Consider the following 22,147-nt stretch of genomic DNA (forward strand, 5'->3'; position numbering starts at 1 on the left):
AAAAACTCCCTGAACAGTCACGATGCCGTGCACGTGGCACGGCATCCATCCAACGCGCTTATTCGCGACCTGGCAACTTCTTCCACGTCACGGTATCACGGACATACACCGGGCTCGCGTGTTCGGCAGACACCGCTTCACCACGGGCGAAAGCGTATTTGGCCAAGTGTACCATATCCGCTGAATCCGGATAAAGAACAGTACCTTGTACTAATTCCGCAGGCAATTGCGATAAGGCTTCAGCATAGCTTTCCCAACCTGTACCGGCCGTGAACCAGCGGCCGGTTTCACCCTGAAGTTGAGTCACCAACTCCACAGGCTTCACAACGATCTCGCCACCTTCTACCGCCCAGTCACCGTCTGCCTGACGGATGTATTGACCCCAGTACACTTCGTCCATACGGGCATCAATGGCCGCCATCACGCGGTCGGCTTGGTGCGCACGGTACGTCCCTTGTGCCATCGCGGCCAAAGTGGACACACCCAGCATCGGCAGATCAGCGCCAAACGCCAACCCTTGTGCAATGCCGATACCGATACGCACGCCGGTAAAGCTACCTGGACCACGACCAAACGCCAATGCGTCCAGCTGTGTCAGGCTAATACCGCCTTCGGCCAGTACGGCGTCCACCATTGGAAGGATTTTGATCGTGTGTTCACGCGGTGCATATTCACAGCGAGAGATCACCTCATCGCCCATCAGAAGGGCTACGGAACAATTTTCTGTGGCAGTATCCACTGCAAGGATTGTGTTGCTCATTCAAGCCTCTGAATGCTGTTCTTCGCAATCATTCGGTGTGTGATCACCGTCGATGGAAGATAAAAACTGCCCAACGCCTTCCACATCGCGTGTGCGAGGAATAGGCGGCAGACTACGTAAAAAGACTGCGCCATACGGACGCGTCACTAATCGGTTGTCACAAATCACCAAAACACCTTTGTCTTTCTTGTCTCGGATCAAACGCCCAACCCCCTGCTTCAAGGTGATCACCGCATCAGGAATTTGGACTTGTGCAAACGGATCACCACCGCGCAGGCGGCAATCTTCTATTCGCGCTTTAAGCAACGGATCATCCGGTGCAGTAAACGGTAATTTATCGATAATAACACAGCTTAGGGCTTGGCCTCTAACATCGACCCCTTCCCAGAAGGCACCGGTGGCCACCAGCAAGGCATCACCACGCTCTAAGTATTCCGCTAACAGCTTCTGTTTGGTGGTTTCCCCTTGTACCAACACGGGTAAATCCAACTTTGCACGGAAGCCTTCGGCCAAGTCCCGCACCATCTGGTGTGAGGTACACAAAAAGAAACAGCGACCGTTATTGCGCTCAATCAACGGCGCCAACATGTCGACCAAGCGATCAGCAATCCCCATGCTATTGGGCTCTGGCAAAAAGCGTGGCACACACAACAAGGCTTGCTGCTGGTAATCAAACGGGCTTTCTAGCGAAAACTGCTGCTTCGGGGTCAACCCCAAACGTTGGCTGAAATGGCTGAAATCGTCATTCACGGCCAAGGTGGCTGATGTGAAGATCCATGCGCCGCCCTGTTGGGTCATTTGCTCATGAAATTTTTCAGCCACCGACAGCGGCGTGATGTGCAAACTAAAGTGACGCGGCGTACATTCATACCAATAAGAATAACCGGTAATGCTGGTATCACACACACGCTGCAAACGTGCCTTCAGCAGCGTTGCGCGCTCAAACGCGGTGTCCAATAGTTGGCTGCGCCCCAGCGCCAACTTCAGCACTTCGTGGGTCAGATCCAAGGCATCGGTTAATCGGGTGATTTCTCGCTGAATAGCCGGACTGGTAATGGCTTCACGCCAGTTACCGCGAAATCCCGGTTCGCCCAGCACAATACGCATGTCAGCCGCGGCTTGATACAAACGATCCGCCGTTTTCTGTAATTGGCGCATGTCTTTGGCTTCGGTCCGATAACCGATTTCCACATCTTTGGCGAGCTCTTGGATTTGGCGACTGGTCAGGCTCTGGCCGAAATATTGGCTGGCAATATCTGGCATTTGGTGGGCTTCATCAAAAATGAACACATCGGCCTCGGGGATCAATTCACCAAACCCGGTTTCTTTGATCGCTAAGTCCGCAAGGAAAAGGTGATGGTTCACCACGACCACATCAGCTTCCATGGCGCGACGACGGGCTTTCACCACGAAGCATTCATCATAAGACGGACATTCACGTCCCAGACAGTTGTCATTGGTGGACGTCACCATCGGCAACACCGGGCTGTCTTCGGCAATCGCTTCACAATCGCCCAAATCGCCTGTTTTCGTGGAAGAGGACCAGTGTCTGACTTGCACTAGCTGACTCAGCAAGGTGGGATCGCTATGCACACCGTGGCTTTCTGCGATCTGACGACTCAAACGGTCAACACACAAATAGTTCGCGCGCCCTTTTAATAACGACACGCGGCCAGTAAAGCCCAGCGCATTGGTCATTAGGGGCAAATCACGGTGAAAAAGCTGCTCTTGTAAGTTCTTGGAGCCCGTGGAAATAATGGCTTTCTTGCCACTGACCAAGGCCGGCACTAAATAGGCAAAGGTCTTACCGGTACCGGTACCTGCCTCGACCACCAACTGGGTTTGCGACTGAATGGCATCCGCCACCGCCTCAGCCATGTCGATCTGTGGTTGGCGAGCCTGAAACCCAGGAATGGCTTTATCGAGCGCGCCACCGGCGGCAAAAAACTTGGCTATCATCGCAATCAGAACATACAGGAAATAAGCGCCACATTATGCCAATATTCCCGTTAGGCGACCACGATTAATTCGGTGCTTGCCCGGCTGTGATCGGTTTCTCTCCGGTGACGCCCTCTTCCGCTCTCACACCACCTTGCAACGGTGCGGCGATAAAACACGCTTTTCTTTGATCCAGAAACCTTTTGACCTTGCTAAGAATGCGAGGTACATAATGGGGTAAGGGCTTATCGGCCTATCATCTCAAGGAAGAGTACATGGAAAAGAAAACGCTGCTGACCGATTGCAAAGATAACATGGGGTTGATCAGCAAAATCACCAATATTTGTTATAAACACCAACTCAATATTATTCACAATCGCGAGTTTGTGGATCACGGCAATAACCAGTTTTTTATGCGCACCGAACTGGAAGGTTACTTCAATGACAGTACCTTTTTGGCGGATCTGGATCGCGCCTTGCCAGAGAACAGCCGCCGTCGCCTGATCAGCTCTGAGCGCAAACGCATTGTGATCATGGTAACCAAAGAAGCCCATTGCTTGGGGGATATTCTGGTGAAAGCCTTTGATGGCTCGCTGGATCTCGAGATCGCCGCCATTGTCGGTAACTATGACACATTGGGTAATCTGTCTGAGAAATTTGATGTGCCGTTCCATCACGTCAGCCACGAAGGGCTGAGCCGCGATGAGCACGAAGCGCAATTACTGGCTGCCGTGAAGCAATACCAACCGGATTACGTGGTGCTGGCCAAATACATGCGTATTCTGACGCCGAACTTTGTCGCGCAATTCCCCAATAAAATCATCAACATTCACCACAGCTTCCTGCCGGCCTTTATCGGGGCAAAACCGTACCAGCAAGCCTTTGAGCGTGGGGTGAAAATCATCGGGGCGACTGCCCACTTTGTTACCAATGATCTGGATGAAGGCCCGATCATCACCCAAGACATTTCCCCGGTGGATCACACCTTCAGTGCGGCAGATATGGCGAAAGCCGGTCGAGATGTGGAAAAATCCGTATTGAGCAAGGCGCTCGGTCTGGTGGTTGACGATCACGTCTTCGTGTATGGCAACCGGACGGTGATTCTCTAGTTCGAGGTTCGAGGTTCGAGGTTCGAGGTTCGAGGTTCGAGGTTCGAGGTTCGAGGTTCGAGGTTCGAGGTTCGAGGTTCGAGGTTCGAGCAGGATCGTACAACAACTTAGCGCGAAGCAATGCCTCGCGCTATTTTTTGGTCTACGTTTTACCTGTGCTTTTCCCGTGCTATACCATAGCCCCACCAAGCACAACCTAGATTACGCGTTTTCGCTGGCAATCACGGCTTTCAGTGAACACGGGTGCAGTTTGATGCACACACCGTCTTTTTTGAACGCATACGTCGGGTTGGCCAAACGCTCGTGCTCTCCCGAGGGAGAACTCGCTTTCACTTTGATCCCTTGCGCCTTCAAACGATCCCACGCTAACGTCGGGAACGTCTCATCCAACACGGTTTTTAGGCTATCCGTGTCATTCACGTCAGACGGGATCACAAACTCCACATGTTCCCAGCCTTCTTGCGGATACTGTTTATCCCCCGGGTACGGCAGTTCCAATGCTTCAATGGTCCACGCCCCCACCTTGAGCGGCTCATGGAAACCAATCACGATGATCGGACGGCCATTGATTTCATTGTTTGACCATTCCTCACCGTAGGCCAACCACGCTTGATGCAGCGCTTGCGCTTGTTCGCGATCGTTCACCCGTAACGCGATATGATCCGCTTGATACGCCGTGAGCGTCAGCCCTAACTCGGCCGCCAATGCGTCGATTTTGGCCATGAAGGCTGGCAATTGCGCCAGCATTTGCGCCGGAAGCAGCCCCTTTTTTTCTAATACTTGCATACCGTGACTCCCCTTTCGGCCCGTTGACTTTTGCGCATAATTATACAATTTCATCAGAAAAGAAAGCGTCATCCGACGGCGCTCTGACTATCGTTTGTCCCCCGCAGAAAGCGTGTTAGTTTTCAACGCGATTAACAACTCACTCTCCAAGATAGTTTTTCTCATCCACCTTGTTCACCGCCTCATGCCCCCCAGCCCTTTTCTGCTCTGTGATGGCTCGCGGTTTGTACGTTGACGGGCAATAAAAAAAATTCATCAACTATCATCTTTATACCTTGCCAAACGACCTAAAATTGTGGGTATGATTAGGGCAATGCAAGCAATGTATTCAAGATGCCCTACCTCCTCCTTTGCGAGGCGGCCCCGTCAAAAATACTCACGTTTTAAAAAAGCCCTCATGGACTATCTTGTATAGGCCGGTGCTCGTGACTATTTTTGACGGTTATACTTGGATAGATTGACGCTTTTGCCTCGCCGGCATCGACGGGCGTAACGAACGATTTAAAGGATAAGCGTGTGAATATTCAAGCACTCATTAATGATAAAGTCTCTCAGGCGCTAGAAGCCGCTGGCGCCCCTGCTGGAAGTCCAGCTGCGGTCCGCCAATCGGCAAAAGTCCAGTTTGGTGACTACCAAGCAAACGGTGTAATGGGCGTTGCCAAGCAGCTAGGGACGAACCCTCGCGAATTCGCACAGAAAGTCATTGATCAACTTGACCTAGACGGCATTGCTGAGAAAGTAGAAATTGCCGGCCCTGGCTTTATCAATATTTTCCTAAGCAAAACGTGGTTGGCAGAGCAAGCAGAAGCTGCACTGGCTGACGAACGTCTTGGCGTTGAAAAAGAAGCACAACAAACCATCGTCGTCGACTACTCTGCGCCAAACGTGGCGAAAGAGATGCACGTGGGTCACCTACGTTCAACCATCATCGGTGATGCCGTTGTACGTACGCTTGAGCACCTTGGTCACAACGTGATCCGTGCTAACCACCTGGGTGACTGGGGTACACAGTTCGGTATGCTTATCGCAAACCTTGAGCGTGTACAGAAAGCCTCGGGTGAAGTGTCGATGGAGCTGTCTGATCTTGAAGCGTTCTACCGCGAATCAAAGACACTTTACGATGAAGATGAAGAATTTGCTGTTCGTGCTCGTAACTATGTGGTGAAACTGCAAAGCGGCGACGCGTTCTGTGCTGAAATGTGGCGCAAGTTGGTTGACGTTACTATGGTACAAAACCAGCGTAACTATGACCGTCTGAACGTATCGCTAACGAACGACAACGTGATGGGCGAGTCCATGTACAACGACATGCTGCCTGGCATCGTTGCTGATCTTGAAGAAAAAGGTCTAGCAGTAGAAAGCGATGGCGCAGTGGTTGTTTACTTGGATGAGTACAAGAACAAAGATGGTGAGCCAATGGGCGTTATCATCCGTAAGCGTGATGGTGGCTTCCTGTACACCACCACGGACATCGCGTGTGCTAAATACCGTTACGAGCAGCTGCATGCTGATCGCGTACTGTACTTCATCGACTCACGTCAGCATCAGCACCTGATGATGGCTTGGTCTATCGTACGTAAAGCGGGTTATGTGCCAGAGAGCGTATCTCTTGAGCACCACGCATTCGGTATGATGCTGGGTAAAGATGGTCGTCCATTTAAGACCCGTGCTGGCGGTACGGTTCGTCTTGCTGATCTCTTGGATGAAGCAGAAGAGCGTGCAAACAAGCTGATTGAAGAGAAAAACCCTGAGCTAGACGCAGCAGAAAAAGCAAACATTGCGAAAACTGTGGCGATGGCGGCGGTTAAATACTCAGATCTGTCTAAGCACCGTACCACAGACTACATCTTCGATTGGGATAACATGCTGGCGTTTGAAGGCAACACTGCACCGTACATGCAGTATGCTTACACCCGTGTTGCGTCTATCTTCAAGCGTGCGAATGTTGAACTGGCAGACCTGACTCATCCTGTTGTGATTAACGACGAGAAAGAGCAAGTACTGCTATCTAAACTGCTTCAGTTTGAAGAAGCGGTACAGTCAGTGGCGCGTGAAGGTCAACCACACCTAATGTGTGCTTACCTGTTCGAGCTAGCGGGTATCTTCTCAAGCTTCTACGAAGCCTGTCCGATCCTGAACGCAGAAGAAGCCGTGAAGCAAAGCCGCTTGAAACTGGCGCTATTGACGTCGAAGACCATCAAACAAGGTCTTGATCTACTGGGTATTGAAACCCTAGAGCGTATGTAATTTATTACTGACGCCCTCAAAGCGATCAAAAACAAAAGCCTTCTCTTGTGAGAAGGCTTTTTTCTTTTTCAGCCACCGGTATCCATCGAGCATTCACGGCATCCAACAATCACTGATTTCGCACTGACACTGTTTTGCCTCACTGGCCAAAACGCTGACCGCCTTTCAGTAACCAATGCAACTCTTCTTCCGTCGACAGACGCCCATACACGGCATTGCGATGTGGAAAGCGCCCAAACCGTTTCACGACATCATGATGGCTAACAGCATACTGATAGAAACCATCAAAGATTTCAGCCTCTTCAGATGTCACTCCTTGGCGCAGGCGCTCAAAACGAAACACGGCTTCTTCTTGATCCTCTATTGCTTCAGAATGCTCCAACGGTAAATAGAAAAACACCCGCTCAATGGGCGTTAATTGCAAATCTTGATTCTTTGCCAGCCCGCGACGACACAACGCCAATGCCAGTGCATCGTAACGAAAAGCGGCACTCAACCCACGGTAGATATTACGGGTAAATTGGTCGAGCAAGATGATCAATGCCAGACTGCCTTTCGGTGACGTCCCCCAATGACTGAGCGCCCCTGAACCCGCCAGACTCACCAAATGCTGAAAACGCTGCGCAATCAACGCGTCTGTTTCCACATCCCCTTTAAACCACAGTGCATGACGGTCAGAAAGTGGGGTGTCGTTATTCATGTCACCGAACCAAAAGTCCAACACCTCTTGATATTCTGTTGTCATAAGCATGCTCCTTACCTTGAAATCACGCTAATCGATACCTTACCGGTTAACGTTTGAGAAACGGCCAATACCAGCCTCTGCATCATCCATACTTATACCCGTAGCAAATACTCCTCGCTAAAAAGGAGAAAATATTGCTACTGTCCTTTAATCACACTATCTTACTGACATCCATGCAGTTCCTGACTGTTATATCCTAACCCACCCTGCGATACCCGTAGGGAGTAATGTCCCAGCCTGTGAGCTGAATAATACAATTTAGGAATATTACGATGCACTTTACACTCCATCCGAGACTGGCCGCAGATACCACGGTACTGGGCAACTTTCCACTTTGTCAGGTGCTTCTGTCGAAAGAAGCCTTGGGGCCATGGTTAATTTTGGTGCCACGCAAAGACGCCCTGACTGAAATTCACCACCTGTCACACGAGGAACAGTGCCAACTGATGCGTGAATCCAGCACAGTAGCCGCCCTACTCGAAAACGATTACCAAGCGGACAAAATCAACATCGGCGCATTGGGTAACTTGGTACCACAGTTGCACGTACACCATATCGCGCGTTTTCAGTCTGACATTGCTTGGCCGGGGCCGGTATGGGGAAATACGGATGGCACACAGCGCAGCGAGGCCTTGCAGCAAGCACTCGCCGAAGAGTTACAGGCGGAGCTTAGCCATACTGACGGCTTTTTCATTCCGGCTTAATCTGCGCAGATGAAACTGGCGCAAAAAGACCATATATAAAAAAGGCAACCCGAAGGTTGCCTTTTCCATACAGAGAGAAGCGTTAACTACGCATCACGGTGACAGACAGTTCGTTATCTTGCAGACAACGGTACCAAATGTCTTTGGCGCTTTGGCAACAGCCATCGCTGCTGCAGCCAATCAGTTCTCGACCAATCTTTCCCTTACGGATCCAGATATCCAACATCGCTTCCACACCGTCTTCTGACATCCCAAAATGGTGTGCCAATGACGAACGGCTAATGCGTCCTTGTTGTTCAATATACTGTTTTAGCTGCTGTAAAATCATAATGCGGTCACCAATGTTTGTGCTTGTTTTCGACCTTGATGCTTAAATATCACGATCAAACCAATATTCAACAGAACAAAGAAGCCGATCCACAACATACTGGTGACGGGGTGATCCATAAAGTGCGCCACTTGGTACCACAACGTCGCAAACGTATACGCCAGCAACATGGTCCAACCGGCAATAAATGCCGCAAACTTCTGACCAAACTCACGCACGTACGCCCCCATCGCCGCCGCACACGGTGTGTACAGCAAAATGAAGATCAAGTAGGCCATGGCAGCCGCAGAACTCACAAAGTGGGCCTGAATATTCCCAAACAACGAAGCATCAACTGCTTGCTCTTCCGCTGCCTCGTCCAAATTCTTTAACTCACCGACCGTGATACCCAGTGGATCAGAGTAATTAATATCAGACAGGTTCGCGCCGATTGAGCTCACCGCTTCTTGCAAGCTCGCCATCAAATCGTATTCACCGCCGTTTTCTTCTTCTGCCGGCGAGTACAGGCTGTTCAAGGTACCCACAACCGCTTCTTTGGCAAAGATACCAGTAATGATACCAACCGTCGCTGGCCAGTTATCGGCATTCACGCCGATCGGCGCCAATACCGGTGTCACCACCTGTGCTGCTTTCGACAGGACGGAGTTCGCGCTGTCTTCGTTCCCGAACGATCCATCGGTACCCAGTGAGTTGAAGAAGCTCAATATCGCCACCACCACGACAATCGTTTTACCGGCACCGAGCACGAATCGCTTCAGCTTCTGCCAGGTTTTGATCCCCACGTTACGCATCGTCGGCAATTCATAATCCGGCAGCTCCATAATGAAGCTGTCGCTACTGCCCGGGTAGAGCGTATGACGCAGGATCAAGCCGGTCATCACTGCGGCGGCAATACCGAGTAGGTACAGGCCAAACACCACATTCTGGCCGCTTTCAGGGAAGAAGGCCGCCGCAAACAGCGCATACACAGGTAAACGGGCACCGCATGACATAAACGGGGCCATGGCCGCCGCAAGCTTACGCTCACGCTCTTGCTCTAGTGTACGCGTGGCCATGATAGCCGGTACGTTACAGCCAAAGCCCAGTACCAATGGGACAAACGCTTTTCCTGGCAGGCCGATCTTTTGCATCACTTTGTCGAGCACAAACGCGGCACGCGCCATATAACCCGAGCTTTCCAGCATCGCCAAGAACAAATACAGGCAGGCAATCACAGGAATAAAGGTCGCGACGGTCTGAATACCACCACCAATACCATCGGCTAACACGGTCACCAACCAAACGGGCAGATGGCCATCCATTAAGTAGTGCCCACCATCAACCAAGATCGCACCGACACTGATATCAAAGAAATCAATGAACGCGCTACCAATGTTGATGGAGAACATGAACATCAGGTACATCACAACGAAGAAAAAGGGGATACCAAAAGCACGATGTAATAATACCGAATCAATTTTATCGCTCAGGCTACGGCTTAATTTACCTTCCTGACGACGGACTTTCTGACACAGCGCATGCAGATAGCTATAACGCACATCCGCCACTTGGACATCTGGGTCGACCTGATCCATCAGCTGGCTACGAACGGCACAGGCTATGGTTTGATCCGCATCTGACAATGTGCGGATCACTAACGTGTCATTTTCCAGAATACGGATCGCTTGCGCCCGCGCCTTCAGCTCGGTATCGCTGACTAATGGCTCAAGCTGCGTGATCGCTTGCTCAAACGCATCACCGTAATCCAAAGACAGATCATGCACAGCAATGCCTTGCGCCAACATTTTATGCAAGTGCGTTTTGAAGGCTTCCACTTGCTTCAAGTGATGGGCTGACAAGGTCATCACGGGGCAACCCAGTGCTTTTTCCAAGCCTTTCACATCCAACACCTGACGCTGGCGTTCCAGCACATCCATCTTGTTCAGCACGACCACCATTGGGCGGCCCAGCTCACGCAGTTGCAACGTCATGTACAGACTACGCTCAAGGCAAGACGCATCCACAACGTTGATGATCACATCCGCGGCGGTGGTTAAAATCGCACGTGATGCAATGGCTTCATCCAAACTGTTCGCATCGTTCGCGCTGTCCAGGTTATAAATTCCGGGTAAATCGGTTAGCGCAAAATGGTCACCCGCACACTCATAGTGACCGGTTTTCTTCTCAACCGTCACACCAGCCCAGTTACCGACCTGTTGTTTGGCACCGGTCAAGCCATTAAAAAGTGTGGTTTTACCGCTGTTTGGGTTGCCCACCGTAAGGATGTTGTACTGCATTACTTCAACTCCACATCAATGCTATCCGCCAGTGTCTTACGTAACGCAAGATCAACGCCACGCACTCGCACCTGAAGCGGGTCGCCCAAGGGCGCGACACGCACAACACTGATAGGCGTATTGGGCAATACCCCCATCACCATCAATTTTTTACGCGTTGCAGCCGCAAGGCCGGACATACCGGTCACTACCCCTTCTGCACCACATGACATTTCTGAGAGTTTCATTCTTAATTGCCACCTTAAATAAGAATAATTAGCATTACCTTTAACATTGTTACAGATTGAAACATATTTCATCTTGTTTTAAATCAATTAATAGACCCCATTAATGGGATCATTGTTTACGTTATTGACAATGTTCGCATTATTGCTGCGTATTGTTGCAAATAAGTTTCATATCAACGCATTTGACAATATTAACGTCAATTAAACGTCACTCTTATTCGGGGATGATGAAATATGGCGAGAAATCACAGTGAACTGGCGGCAATTTAATCACCCTCCCTCTCAGATAACGTTAATATAAACACTATCGAATTGGAGAGCAGTTCATGCAGTGGACATGCTCGATGATAGACCCCATTCCAATGGTTGGTGGTTCCCCCACTAACCAGCAGCAAGCGAAGGTGCCTTTGGTACCCGTGATATGGTCGAGAGACCATATCACGTCATTTTTTTTCTCCGCTTTCTCAACCGAATCCCTCAATACAACAAAACACCGTCTCTGTTGGGCTACCCCCTGTACGCTACCCAACAACGCCGTGAATACCCTCACCCATGCCAAAAATCCGCAACCTGTAGTGCTACACCTCTAAGCGCGATCTTCGCATTCATAACCCGCAACTCGACACTCAATACCTTACATACTCACAAACAAAAAAGCCCAGCGGCTAAGGCTGGGCTTTTCAATTGTGATTTTCTGTCATCGCGCTTTACGTCAATAGACCGCTCAGCGTTGTTCGGCGTCCTGATTCACAAATCCGCTGGCAAACTGCGTGGGGGTTTGTCCAGTATGCGTTTTAAATCGAACACTGAAGTACGACGGATCGTTAAACCCACAGGCCAAGGCGACATCCGCCACCCGATCCCCTTGCTTGAGCATCAACGCCGCTTGGGTGAAACGGAACTGGGTCACATAGTCTTTAAAGGCTATCCCAAACTCTTGTTTAAACTTACGTTGTAAACTGCGCTCTGACATGAACAACGCCTTGGCTGCGGCAGATGTACCAAAGTCTGGATGATGGAAATGCGCGGCCACTAGCGCCTTTACACTGTCACGCCAAACCGTATCAACGGCTTCTTCATTACCGTCTGTTATCGCCTCTTTCAGGCTGTGCAGCAAGCGGCTGACCGCGACAAAGGCTTGACTGGTATCTAACGGCTTGGTCAACACTGCATGCGCCCATCCGGCCATCAAGACTTCACCGTGATCCACCTCATCGCCTTCCGTGACCAAGATCAGTCTTGGTTGATAATCGAAAGGCAACTCCTCCGCCAAACGTTGTAACAGCTGCGTCCCGGTTAATCCCGGCAGGTGCAAATCGGCAATCAACATCTCGGGGGCATGATCCTGCATGGCGATCAATGCATCATAGCCATCCGCCACAAAGTGCAACTGGTAGTCAGCATTCAGTAGCGATGACCATGTCTCTTTTTGTGACGTATCGGCACTGGCAATCAAAATTTTCAGTTTGGTTTCCGACGCATCCACGGCCTCTAAGGCATTATCGAGCCCATGGATCTCCGAGCGATAAATCGGCAGGCGGATAATGAATTCACTGCCGACCCCTTGGTAACTGATCACCGAAATGTCGCCTTCATACAACTCCACCAGCTGTTTGACTGTACTCAGTCCCAACCCAAATCCGGCCTCCGGACTGAATATCGGCTCTTCCTGATAATAACTTTCGAATAAGTGGGCCTTGGTTTCTTCCGTCATCCCGCGTCCTGTGTCACTCACCGAGATAACCAACTGAGATTTCATTTCACGCACATTGACGGTGATACCGCCTTTACGATCGGTGTATTTCAAGGCATTAGACAGCAAGTTCCCTAGCATGATTTCAAGGTGATACGGTGCCAAGAACACGCTGACCTTCGCGGTGCTGTCTTCCAAACACAGGGCTATTTGCTTTTTCTCCGCTTCAACCTGCCAACTGATGCAGCAAGCCTGAATAATGGGGGCGACACGTTGTTCACAACGTTTATCCGGCTCAATCAATGCCAATGCATCACACGACAACAGCTGCTCGGCCACATGCAAAGAATGTGCGATATTTTTCTCCACCACCTCTAACTGGCTCGTTGGAGGAAGCTTTTCTTTCAACCCTGCCAACATACCCTGCGCTAGACTCAGCGGCGTGCGTAATTCATGCGACAATTGCGCCATCAAATTCTGACGAATTTCCAAAATACGCTGCAACTGCATATTGCTCGCATTGAGCTGTTTTTTCTGCAATTCGATTTTAGCCGTCTTCTGGTATACCGCTTGTTTAAGCTGCTGATTTTGCTCATTGAATGTGCGACTTCGCCAGTACAATGTCGTCAGCACGATACCCCCTAGCACCAATAGCACACCGCTGATCAAGAACGTCGATAAGAACCAAGGACGCTCAACACTGAAGGGATAACGCACCACTTCACCGCCATCAAACAGGCTATCTTTCACTTCGAGCAAATAATTACCCGGCGACAACGGTTCCAATAACAAAAAACGGCTATTAATGGTTGTCCACTCCGTTGGGACATTGCTTTCGTTCACCACTCGGTAATCAAAATGCGGCTGCCCTTTCAGTGCAGTGATATTGAATTCAAAACTCGCCATGGCACCATACGGCAACAGTAAGGGTTCACTCGCCAGTCCCCCCAACTGATGCAGCGTATTGTTCACCCGCACTTCGCTCAGCGCCAAGGGCGCGATGGCTGTTTTGCTGCTTAATAAAGTACGAGGCTCAATCTGTACCAACCCTTCGCGGCTACTGAATAACAACCTGCCGGTATCGCTTCGCTGGCACATCTGATCGGCAAATTCATTGGGCACTAACCCTTCGGTGTCCGTGAAGTGACGTCTTTGATGGGCATTAAAGGATAAATAGCTCAAGCCACTCGTGGTACTGACCCACACCCCATTATTATCGCCCACAATACAGAAGGGGTATGCTCGCCCACCTAAGAGCGAGATCGGTTGCAACGACAGTGGCGATAACGTTTGGGAGTACTGTAAGCCGTAATGATGGGCGATCCAAAGTTGGCCCATGCGATCCTCATACAGATCACGCACGCCGCCTTGTGATGCGGTATTGTTGACGAGGTATAGGTGGCCCGCTTCAAACTGGTACAAACCATAATCCGTTCCTACCCAAATCTGGTATTCGCTGTCTTCATAGATCACGGTGACGCTTTCATCACCCATCGGATCTTTCAGCCAATGCTGGCCAAATGAGATCCACTCTTGGGTATCCGGCCAATAGCGATAAAGCTGCGATCTCATACCCAACCATAGCGAACCATAATGATCCACTTTTAAGCTGGTAATGGCGTGATCAGCAGAGCCATGCGGTAACGCAAGGGGGCGCCAGGTATGCGTTTTGCGTGAATACACCCGCACCGTCTTATCGGCCAGCAACCACAGTTCTTGCTGCCAGACACTGATTTTATCAACATGGCCTAACGTGGGTTCATGGCGTAGGATTTCCAGTGACGATGACAACTCGAACAAACCGTTATCCGTCGCCAGCCAATAACTGCCATCACTGGTATACACAACATCATTAATGCGGTGTGCCTTGATTTGATCGACGTCACCGCCAAATCGCACCCGGTTAAAGAGTTCTGTTCCTTGAGGAAGATAACTGATCCCCTCTTCAGTCGAGATCCATAAGCCCCCCGCTTTATCACGCTCTAAGTCCAAGATACGCTGTCCCGGCAACGCATAATCATTGTGCTTAGACGGCAAATATTGCCGCTGTTGCTGCGTCTCGAGATCGATAGAAAACAACCCGTGCTTCGAGCCTACCCACAATGTCTTATCTGTTTGCTGTAACGTCGAGACGGGCAGGTCAAAACGGCCGCCAATGAACTCAACAGGCTTACCATCACGCCCTTTAAATAGCCCATTCAACGAGGCAAACCACATGGTGCCTTGGGTATCAAGAAAGACATCGGTGATATGTTGCTGTGGAAAGCGTTTTTGAAAGACCGTTTGATCGGCAGAAGGTAACTCATACACGCCACTTTGTGCGGCGACAAACACAGAGGATCCCTCGATGTGTAATCCTCTGAGCTTCAACGGGTGTTGGAAAGGGATAAAGGCGGGCTGTAAATCATTTTCCTGCATCTTGTACACGCCACGCCGGCTGGCAAACCAAATGGTATCACCTTGACTGGCAACGTATTCCATCGGTATTTGGCTAATAGTCAGACGCAATAGTTCAGTGGTCGCCGGTGCGTAGTAATAGGCATCATCGCCCCTCACCAACCATAGCTTCGAACCGGCCATGGCTGCATCTTGCACGTTATCAATGGCGTGCCCTTGGCTATCAAGGGCCAATTTAAGGGTGAGTCCATCATAAAAATATAACGTCCCTTGCACATCGACGATCCACAAACCGCGTTGCGTATCTTGCAGTATTTTACTGGCGACAACCATCCCCCCCGGTTTTTCAACCGGTAAAGGATAAAACAAAGGCGTGGATGCAAAAGCACGCCCCCCGATCAATAAGAGCAGGAGCGATAATACAATGGAAGCCGTAAACCGTTTAAACATAGCCGTTGAAATACACCACAACCAGAGCCATAAGAATATAGGCTCATTATGCAATATCAGGGCATTGAATATAAGTTGGCATTTATAAAATGAGGCAGGATGCATAAAAAAACGTACCAACGTACGTTTTACACACAAAAATTAGTATTAAAAATGCTTTTACGTCAGCGATTTATTACAAATTGACGCCTTGTTTTTTTGACACGCCGCCATGTTGTTGACGACATGGCGGGTGTCAAGCTAATTAGGCACGCAACACAATCGCCGCGTTATTGTAGGCACGACGCAAAGCGTTGACCAAGTTGGCGTAAGAACTGCGGGTAACCGTCAGCGCCTTCCTGAATATCTGTGGCCATTGGGTCCAACACGCCCACTTTCACATCAGTGCCGCGTACCACGCTGTTAACCACCGCCGGCGTAAACTGAGGCTCACTGAACACACACTTCGCTTGGGCATCTTTCAGCGAAGCGCGAATGTTAATCAAGGTTTTTGCCCCCGGACGACGATCCGGCTCGACCGTAAAGTGGCCTAAATTGTTCAACTGAAATTGGTCTTCAAAGTAGCCGTAGCCATCGTGAAAGACAAAGTAGCCGTTTTCTTTCAGTGGCTTCAGTGACTGCTCAATCTCTTTCACCGCCACGTTCACTTCACCATTAAAGGTGTGCAAATTCGCTTGGTATTGCGCTTTATGGCTTGGATCCAACGCGATCAGTTTTTGCGTGATCACATTAGCCGCTTGCAACGCCGTTTCTGGCCCTAGCCATACGTGCGGATCAATCCCATGATGATCATGGTTGTGGCCGTGCGCCTCGTCGCTGTGCTCATGGCCATGGTCATGGTCAGCATGCGCGTCTTCATCATGGTGGTCATGCTCATCATGCACCCCAGCAGAATGTTCATCACCCTGTTCTGGCTCACCGTAATGGCGAAAATCAATTCCCTTCTGCGCCGTCAAAGCAAACGCATTACTCTGACCATCAAGGATTTTCGTCAAAAAACGCTCTAGCTCTGGCCCCACCCAAATCACCAAATCAGCATCATGCAATTTGCGGGCATCCGACGGGCGTAACGCATAATCATGGGGAGAGGTACCTGTCGGTAGTAAGGTGTCACTGGTCGTCACATCCTTCGTCAGCGCTTGGACGATCATGCTTAAAGGTTTCACCGTCGTCACCACGTTAGGTGCTTCAGCTTGCACATAAGAGGAAAATAACAAGCCAAACGAGCTGCAAGATAGAAGTAAACGGCGCATAATGGATCCCCAAAAAAATAGTTCTGAATGACAACAACGCCAAAGATGTTATATTATAACATCTCACTTTGGCAAATCCCAAAAGCAAAGAAACCATGACTTCCTTAGTTGAATTACAAACCGTCACCGTCACATTCGGCGAACGCCATGTGCTCGATCAAGTCTCGCTCAAGCTCGAACGGGGCCAAATCACGACCCTGATCGGCCCCAACGGTGCCGGCAAGTCGACCCTTGTCAAAGTCATTACCGGACTTCAAAAAATCTCGGCGGGTAAATTGCTACGCCAAAAAGGGCTACGTATCGGCTACGTCCCTCAAAAGCTTGCTCTTAACAACGCAATGCCACTGAATGTCGACCGCTTTATGCGTCTTGCTGGCCGTTATAACAACGACGACCGCTTAACAGCGCTAGAGATGGTAAACGGTAAACACCTGCAACACAGTAATATGCATTCCCTTTCTGGCGGTGAAATGCAACGCGTACTGCTGGCTCGTGCCCTGCTGCAAAAACCAGACCTTTTGGTGCTGGATGAGCCGGTGCAAGGGGTGGATGTCAATGGCCAGCTGGAACTGTACAGTTTGATCCAATCACTGCGGGATACGCTTGATTGTGCCATTTTAATGGTTTCACACGATCTGCATTTGGTGATGGCCAAAACAGATAATGTGATTTGCTTGCAACACCATGTGTGCTGTTCCGGTGAACCTGAAACCATTGCGAACCACCCATCCTACGTGGCGCTGTTTGGTTGCAAGCAAACCGAGCAACTGGCGCTGTACCACCATCATCACAATCATGAACATGCCATGTCAGGCAGCCCGATTGGCCCTTGTCAGCATGATCATCACACCGATCACCAACACGAGAAACACGATGCTTGAGTTTTTATTACCGGCTTTGCTTGCCGGTGTGGGGATCGCCCTGCTTGCGGGGCCGTTAGGCTCCTTTGTGGTATGGCGAAAAATGGCGTACTTCGGCGATACCCTTTCACACGCCTCGTTACTCGGCATCGCGCTAGGTTTTCTGTTCAATATTAATTTGAACCTGGCGCTGATCATCTGCTGTTTGGTATTAGCGGTAATTCTGGTTACCCTGCAAAAACAAAAAGTGGTGGCGACCGATACCTTACTCGGTATTTTGGCGCACAGTGCCTTGTCACTGGGCTTAGTGGCCGTCAGCTTTCTCGACAATGTCCGTATCGATTTAATGTCGTACCTGTTTGGTGATCTGCTCGCTGTCACGACGCATGATTTGTACTGGATTTACGGCGGCGGTGCGATTGCACTGGCAATGCTCATTGTGCTGTGGCGTCCGCTCTTGTCGATGACCATCAATGAAGACTTGGCGCAAGTTGAAGGTGTCAATGTCGATTTAATGCGTCTGTTATTGATGCTGATGGTCGGTTTAGTGATTGCCGTGGCGATGAAGTTCGTCGGGGCGCTGATCATCACGTCACTGCTGATTATCCCTGCTGCGACTGCACGACGCTTTGCACACAGCCCAGAAGTGATGGCGGTAATGGCCTCTGTTATCGGTATTCTCTCGGTGTTTGGTGGCTTGGCGATGTCATGGCATTACGATACCCCTGCCGGCCCTTCGGTCGTTGTCGCGGCAGCCGCCATTTTCATGTTGAGTCAGTTTAAACGCTCTGATGCTTAACGCCTTGCGTTAATGAGTGCCTGAGTTATTCAGCCCTTGCGCATCAGGCACAAATACAGACGCGATGATCTGAAAAACAAAAACCCGCCATTGGCGGGTTTTTTTATGGTCTTTCATACTCGGTGATAAACCGTCGCTTACCAGTTCGTGACATCACGCAAGGCTTTACCGATATCAGCCAAGCTCTTCACGGTACGTACACCCGCCGCTTCCAGTGCTTGGAATTTATCTTCTGCCGTGCCTTTACCACCGGAAATGATCGCACCCGCGTGACCCATACGTTTACCCGGAGGCGCTGTCACCCCCGCAATGTAAGAGACAACCGGCTTAGTGACGTGATCTTTAATGTACGCGGCCGCTTCTTCTTCTGCGGTTCCACCGATCTCACCGATCATCACGATAGCTTCTGTTTCTGGGTCTTGTTCAAACAACGCCAGAATATCAATGAAGTTAGAACCAGGGATCGGATCCCCACCAATACCGACGCACGTTGACTGGCCAAAGCCTTCATCCGTGGTCTGCTTCACCGCTTCATAGGTCAAGGTACCAGAACGCGAAACGATACCCACTTTACCCGGCTTATGAATATGACCAGGCATGATACCAATCTTACAGGCATCCGGCGTAATCACCCCCGGACAGTTAGGACCAATCATGTGTACGCCCGCTTCATCCAGACGCACTTTCACATCCAGCATATCAAGCGTTGGAATACCTTCGGTGATGGTCACAATCAGCTCAATACCCGCATCAATCGCTTCTAAGATTGCGTCTTTACAGAACGGTGCAGGGACGTAAATCACCGTCGCAGTGGCACCTGTTGCTTCAACCGCGTCACGTACCGTATTGAAGACAGGAAGCCCAAGGTGCGTGGTGCCGCCTTTGCCCGGCGATACCCCACCGACCATTTGTGTGCCGTAAGCAATCGCCTGCTCAGAATGGAATGTGCCCTGCCCGCCCGTAAAGCCCTGACAGATCACTTTGGTGTCTTTATTAATGAGTACAGACATTATTTACCCTCCGCAGCAGCAACCACTTTTTCCGCTGCTTCCGTTAGGGAAGTTGCAGCAATAATATTCAGACCACTTTTCGCCAGCGTCTCGGCACCCAGTACCGCATTGTTACCTTCGAGGCGAACCACGACAGGCACTTCTACGCCCACTTCTTCGACCGCACCGATAATGCCTTCTGCAATCAGATCACAGCGCACAATACCGCCGAAAATGTTCACTAATACGGCTTTTACATTGCTGTCTGATAGGATGATTTTGAACGCTTCTGTGACGCGCTCTTTGGTGGCGCCACCGCCCACATCCAGGAAGTTGGCAGGTTGGCCACCATGCAGGTTAACGATATCCATCGTCCCCATAGCAAGGCCCGCACCGTTGACCATACAACCGATGCTGCCATCTAACGCGACATAGTTCAGTTCCCACTGTGCCGCATGGGCTTCACGCTCATCTTCTTGTGAGGCATCGTGCATTTCACGCAGCTTAGGCTGGCGATACAGGGCGTTGGAATCAATGTTGATTTTGCCATCAAGGCAAAGAAGATCGTCGTCGCCGGTTACCACAAGAGGATTAATTTCGAGCAGGGCGAGATCGTAATCGGCAAACATGGTTGCCAATCCGAGGAAAATTTTAGTGAATTGCTTGATTTGGTCGCCTTTCAAACCCAGTTTGAAAGCCAATTCACGACCTTGGTATGGCTGTGGACCCACTAGCGGATCAATTGCAGCCTTGTGGATCAGCTCTGGCGTTTCTTCTGCCACTTTCTCGATTTCCACGCCACCTTCTGTCGAGGCCATGAAAACGATACGCTGTGTGGCACGGTCAACAACCGCCCCCAAATAGAGCTCATTGGCAATATTCGAGGCTTCTTCCACCAGAATTTTACTGACAGGTTGACCATTGGCATCGGTTTGATACGTGACGAGGTTTTTCCCTAGCCATTTTTGGGCAAACGTCTTAATGCCGTCTTTGGTGTCGTGCAGCTCTACCCCGCCCGCTTTACCGCGGCCGCCGGCATGGACCTGACATTTCACGACCCACTTATCACCGCCGATTTTCCCTGCTGCTTCTGCCGCTTCTTGTGGCGTATCACAGGCGTAACCTTCAGGAACAGGTAAACCGTACTCGGCGAACAGCTGTTTCGCTTGGTATTCATGCAAATTCATATGTTCTATCCATTTTATACCCCAATGGGGCTTGTTATATCCATATGAAATACTCTTGGGTATTTCCTCTTCATGTACTGTTGCTGTACCACCAAGACCGAACGTTGAGCCTGTCCGGCCTTGATGCCATCTTACTGTTGGTATAACCGACGTGTGTGCTTACACGTCCAGTCGATTACACATCCAATAGCAGACGGGTTGGATCTTCAAGTAAGTCCTTGATGGTTACTAGGTAACCCACTGACTCACGGCCATCGACCAAGCGATGATCGTAAGACAGCGCAAGATACATCATAGGCAAAATTTCCACTTTGCCGTCTACCGCCATTGGGCGGTCCTGAATTTTGTGCATCCCAAGGATCGCTGACTGTGGTGGGTTGATAATCGGTGTCGACATCAACGAACCAAAGACGCCGCCATTGGTAATCGTGAAGTTACCACCGGTCAAATCATCGACCGTTAGTTTGCCGTCACGCCCTTTAATGGCTAGCTCGCGAATACCTTTTTCAATTTCTGCCAAGCTTAGCTTGTCGCAATCGCGCAGTACCGGTGTTACCAAACCACGCGGTGTTGACACGGCAATGCTCACATCAAAGAAGTTGTGATAAACAATATCATCACCATCAATAGAGGCATTCACTTCTGGGTAACGCTTCAGCGCTTCAACCACGGCTTTCACGTAGAAAGACATAAAGCCAAGACGGATACCGTGGCGCTCTTCAAAAATGTCTTTATATTGCTGACGAAGATCCATGATCGGTTTCATGTTCACTTCGTTAAACGTCGTCAGCATGGCTGTGCTGTTCTTCGCTTCAAGCAGACGCTCTGCAACGCGCTTACGCAAACGGGTCATCGGCACACGTTTTTCGCTACGGTGTGCCAGAGGCGCTTCCACTTTCGCTTCAACCGGTGCAGCCACTGGTGCCGTTGGGGCTGCGTCTTTCACGAACGCTTCCACATCTTCACGGGTAATGCGACCGCCTACCCCTGAACCTTTCACCGCAGACGCTTGAATACCGTGCTCGCTCAGCAAACGGCGTACCGCTGGGCTCAAGGCTTCGTTCGTTTCTTCGCCCAATGCCGCGGTATTGCGTTTATTCGGGGACGCTTCTGCCTCAGCCGGCACATCTTGCGTCGGTTCACCCGCGACAGCACCCGCTTTGATTTTGCCAATCAATTGCTTGGTTAAAACCGTGGTGCCTTCCGCTTCAAGAATTGCTTCAAGAATGCCATCTTCCGGTGCGGGTACTTCCAACACCACTTTGTCTGTTTCGATATCAACCAGAACTTCATCACGTGTTACAGCATCGCCTGGCTGCTTGTGCCAAGTCGCTACGGTTGCATCGGCAACGGATTCAGGTAAATCGGGAACCAGAATTTCGATCGTCATATCGGTTTT

General features: G+C 50.3%; 17 protein-coding genes. 5 read left to right on the forward strand and 12 right to left on the reverse strand.

Annotated features, from left to right (window positions below; all coding sequences use genetic code 11):
• Nucleotides 1-58 precede the first annotated feature (58 nt).
• On the reverse strand, nt 59-760 hold the full coding sequence (gene tsaB / locus ACSF8W_RS10190) for a tRNA (adenosine(37)-N6)-threonylcarbamoyltransferase complex dimerization subunit type 1 TsaB (RefSeq protein WP_500847220.1): 702 nt from the start codon (nt 758-760) through the stop codon (nt 59-61).
• The gene (yoaA, locus tag ACSF8W_RS10195) at nt 761-2,719 is read right to left on the reverse strand and encodes a DNA repair helicase YoaA (protein ID WP_500847221.1); all 1,959 of its coding nucleotides are present in this window, start codon (nt 2,717-2,719) and stop codon (nt 761-763) included.
• A gap of 254 nt (nt 2,720-2,973) precedes the next feature.
• Here yoaA and purU point away from each other — a divergent pair, with 254 nt between their 5' ends.
• Nucleotides 2,974-3,807 carry a formyltetrahydrofolate deformylase gene (purU, locus tag ACSF8W_RS10200; protein ID WP_500847222.1) on the forward strand — a complete coding sequence of 278 codons (834 nt, stop codon included), beginning with the start codon at nt 2,974-2,976 and terminating at the stop codon, nt 3,805-3,807.
• 201 nt (nt 3,808-4,008) lie between these two features.
• Here purU and ACSF8W_RS10205 read toward each other — a convergent pair whose 3' ends face one another.
• Complete coding sequence (locus ACSF8W_RS10205; RefSeq protein ID WP_500847223.1) at nt 4,009-4,593, reverse strand: VOC family protein; 585 nt, start codon at nt 4,591-4,593, stop codon at nt 4,009-4,011.
• A 516-nt stretch (nt 4,594-5,109) separates the two neighbouring features.
• Between ACSF8W_RS10205 and argS the strand changes: the two genes are divergently transcribed.
• On the forward strand, nt 5,110-6,840 hold the full coding sequence (gene argS, locus ACSF8W_RS10210) for an arginine--tRNA ligase (RefSeq protein ID WP_500847224.1): 1,731 nt from the start codon (nt 5,110-5,112) through the stop codon (nt 6,838-6,840).
• 139 nt (nt 6,841-6,979) lie between these two features.
• Here argS and ACSF8W_RS10215 read toward each other — a convergent pair whose 3' ends face one another.
• Entirely contained in the window at nt 6,980-7,585 is a 606-nt protein-coding gene (locus ACSF8W_RS10215) for a DUF924 family protein (protein WP_500847225.1), read from the reverse strand.
• A gap of 272 nt (nt 7,586-7,857) precedes the next feature.
• Here ACSF8W_RS10215 and ACSF8W_RS10220 point away from each other — a divergent pair, with 272 nt between their 5' ends.
• Entirely contained in the window at nt 7,858-8,289 is a 432-nt protein-coding gene (locus ACSF8W_RS10220) for an HIT domain-containing protein (protein WP_500847226.1), read from the forward strand.
• Nucleotides 8,290-8,371: 82 nt separating this feature from the next.
• On the opposite strand, the gene ACSF8W_RS10225 is transcribed toward ACSF8W_RS10220, so the two are convergent.
• From ACSF8W_RS10225 to znuA, 5 genes are all read right to left on the reverse strand, one after another.
• Nucleotides 8,372-8,617 carry a FeoC-like transcriptional regulator gene (locus tag ACSF8W_RS10225; protein WP_500847227.1) on the reverse strand — a complete coding sequence of 82 codons (246 nt, stop codon included), beginning with the start codon at nt 8,615-8,617 and terminating at the stop codon, nt 8,372-8,374.
• Nucleotides 8,614-10,893: a Fe(2+) transporter permease subunit FeoB gene (gene feoB, locus ACSF8W_RS10230; protein ID WP_500847228.1), complete on the reverse strand. Its 2,280-nt coding sequence runs from the start codon at nt 10,891-10,893 to the stop codon at nt 8,614-8,616. The genes ACSF8W_RS10225 and feoB overlap by 4 nt, the downstream gene beginning before the upstream one ends.
• Complete coding sequence (locus tag ACSF8W_RS10235; RefSeq protein WP_500847229.1) at nt 10,893-11,120, reverse strand: FeoA family protein; 228 nt, start codon at nt 11,118-11,120, stop codon at nt 10,893-10,895. Before ACSF8W_RS10235 ends, feoB begins: the two co-directional genes overlap by 1 nt.
• A 724-nt stretch (nt 11,121-11,844) precedes the next feature.
• The gene (locus ACSF8W_RS10240; RefSeq protein WP_500847230.1) at nt 11,845-15,579 is read right to left on the reverse strand and encodes a two-component regulator propeller domain-containing protein; all 3,735 of its coding nucleotides are present in this window, start codon (nt 15,577-15,579) and stop codon (nt 11,845-11,847) included.
• A 350-nt stretch (nt 15,580-15,929) separates the two neighbouring features.
• A complete protein-coding gene (gene znuA, locus ACSF8W_RS10245) occupies nt 15,930-16,913 on the reverse strand; it encodes a zinc ABC transporter substrate-binding protein ZnuA (RefSeq protein ID WP_500847231.1) in 984 nt (327 codons plus the stop codon).
• Between the two features lie 95 nt (nt 16,914-17,008).
• Here znuA and znuC point away from each other — a divergent pair, with 95 nt between their 5' ends.
• Together znuC and znuB are read left to right on the forward strand one after the other, a co-directional pair.
• On the forward strand, nt 17,009-17,794 hold the full coding sequence (gene znuC / locus ACSF8W_RS10250) for a zinc ABC transporter ATP-binding protein ZnuC (RefSeq protein WP_500847232.1): 786 nt from the start codon (nt 17,009-17,011) through the stop codon (nt 17,792-17,794).
• On the forward strand, nt 17,787-18,572 hold the full coding sequence (gene znuB / locus ACSF8W_RS10255) for a zinc ABC transporter permease subunit ZnuB (RefSeq protein WP_500847233.1): 786 nt from the start codon (nt 17,787-17,789) through the stop codon (nt 18,570-18,572). Before znuC ends, znuB begins: the two co-directional genes overlap by 8 nt.
• A gap of 137 nt (nt 18,573-18,709) precedes the next feature.
• Here the strand turns inward: znuB and sucD are convergent, their stop codons facing one another.
• The 3 genes from sucD to odhB form a co-directional block, all read right to left on the reverse strand.
• Nucleotides 18,710-19,582, reverse strand: a complete 873-nt coding sequence (gene sucD / locus ACSF8W_RS10260) for a succinate--CoA ligase subunit alpha (RefSeq protein ID WP_500847234.1) — start codon at nt 19,580-19,582, stop codon at nt 18,710-18,712.
• Nucleotides 19,582-20,748 (reverse strand): ADP-forming succinate--CoA ligase subunit beta, encoded by a 1,167-nt coding sequence (sucC, locus tag ACSF8W_RS10265; protein ID WP_500847235.1) that lies wholly within the window; start codon nt 20,746-20,748, stop codon nt 19,582-19,584. Before sucC ends, sucD begins: the two co-directional genes overlap by 1 nt.
• A gap of 175 nt (nt 20,749-20,923) precedes the next feature.
• Nucleotides 20,924-22,138, reverse strand: a complete 1,215-nt coding sequence (gene odhB, locus ACSF8W_RS10270) for a 2-oxoglutarate dehydrogenase complex dihydrolipoyllysine-residue succinyltransferase (RefSeq protein ID WP_500847236.1) — start codon at nt 22,136-22,138, stop codon at nt 20,924-20,926.
• Between the last annotated feature and the right edge of the window lie 9 nt (nt 22,139-22,147).

The sequence above is a fragment of the Photobacterium sp. 270122K genome (genome assembly GCF_059941365.1).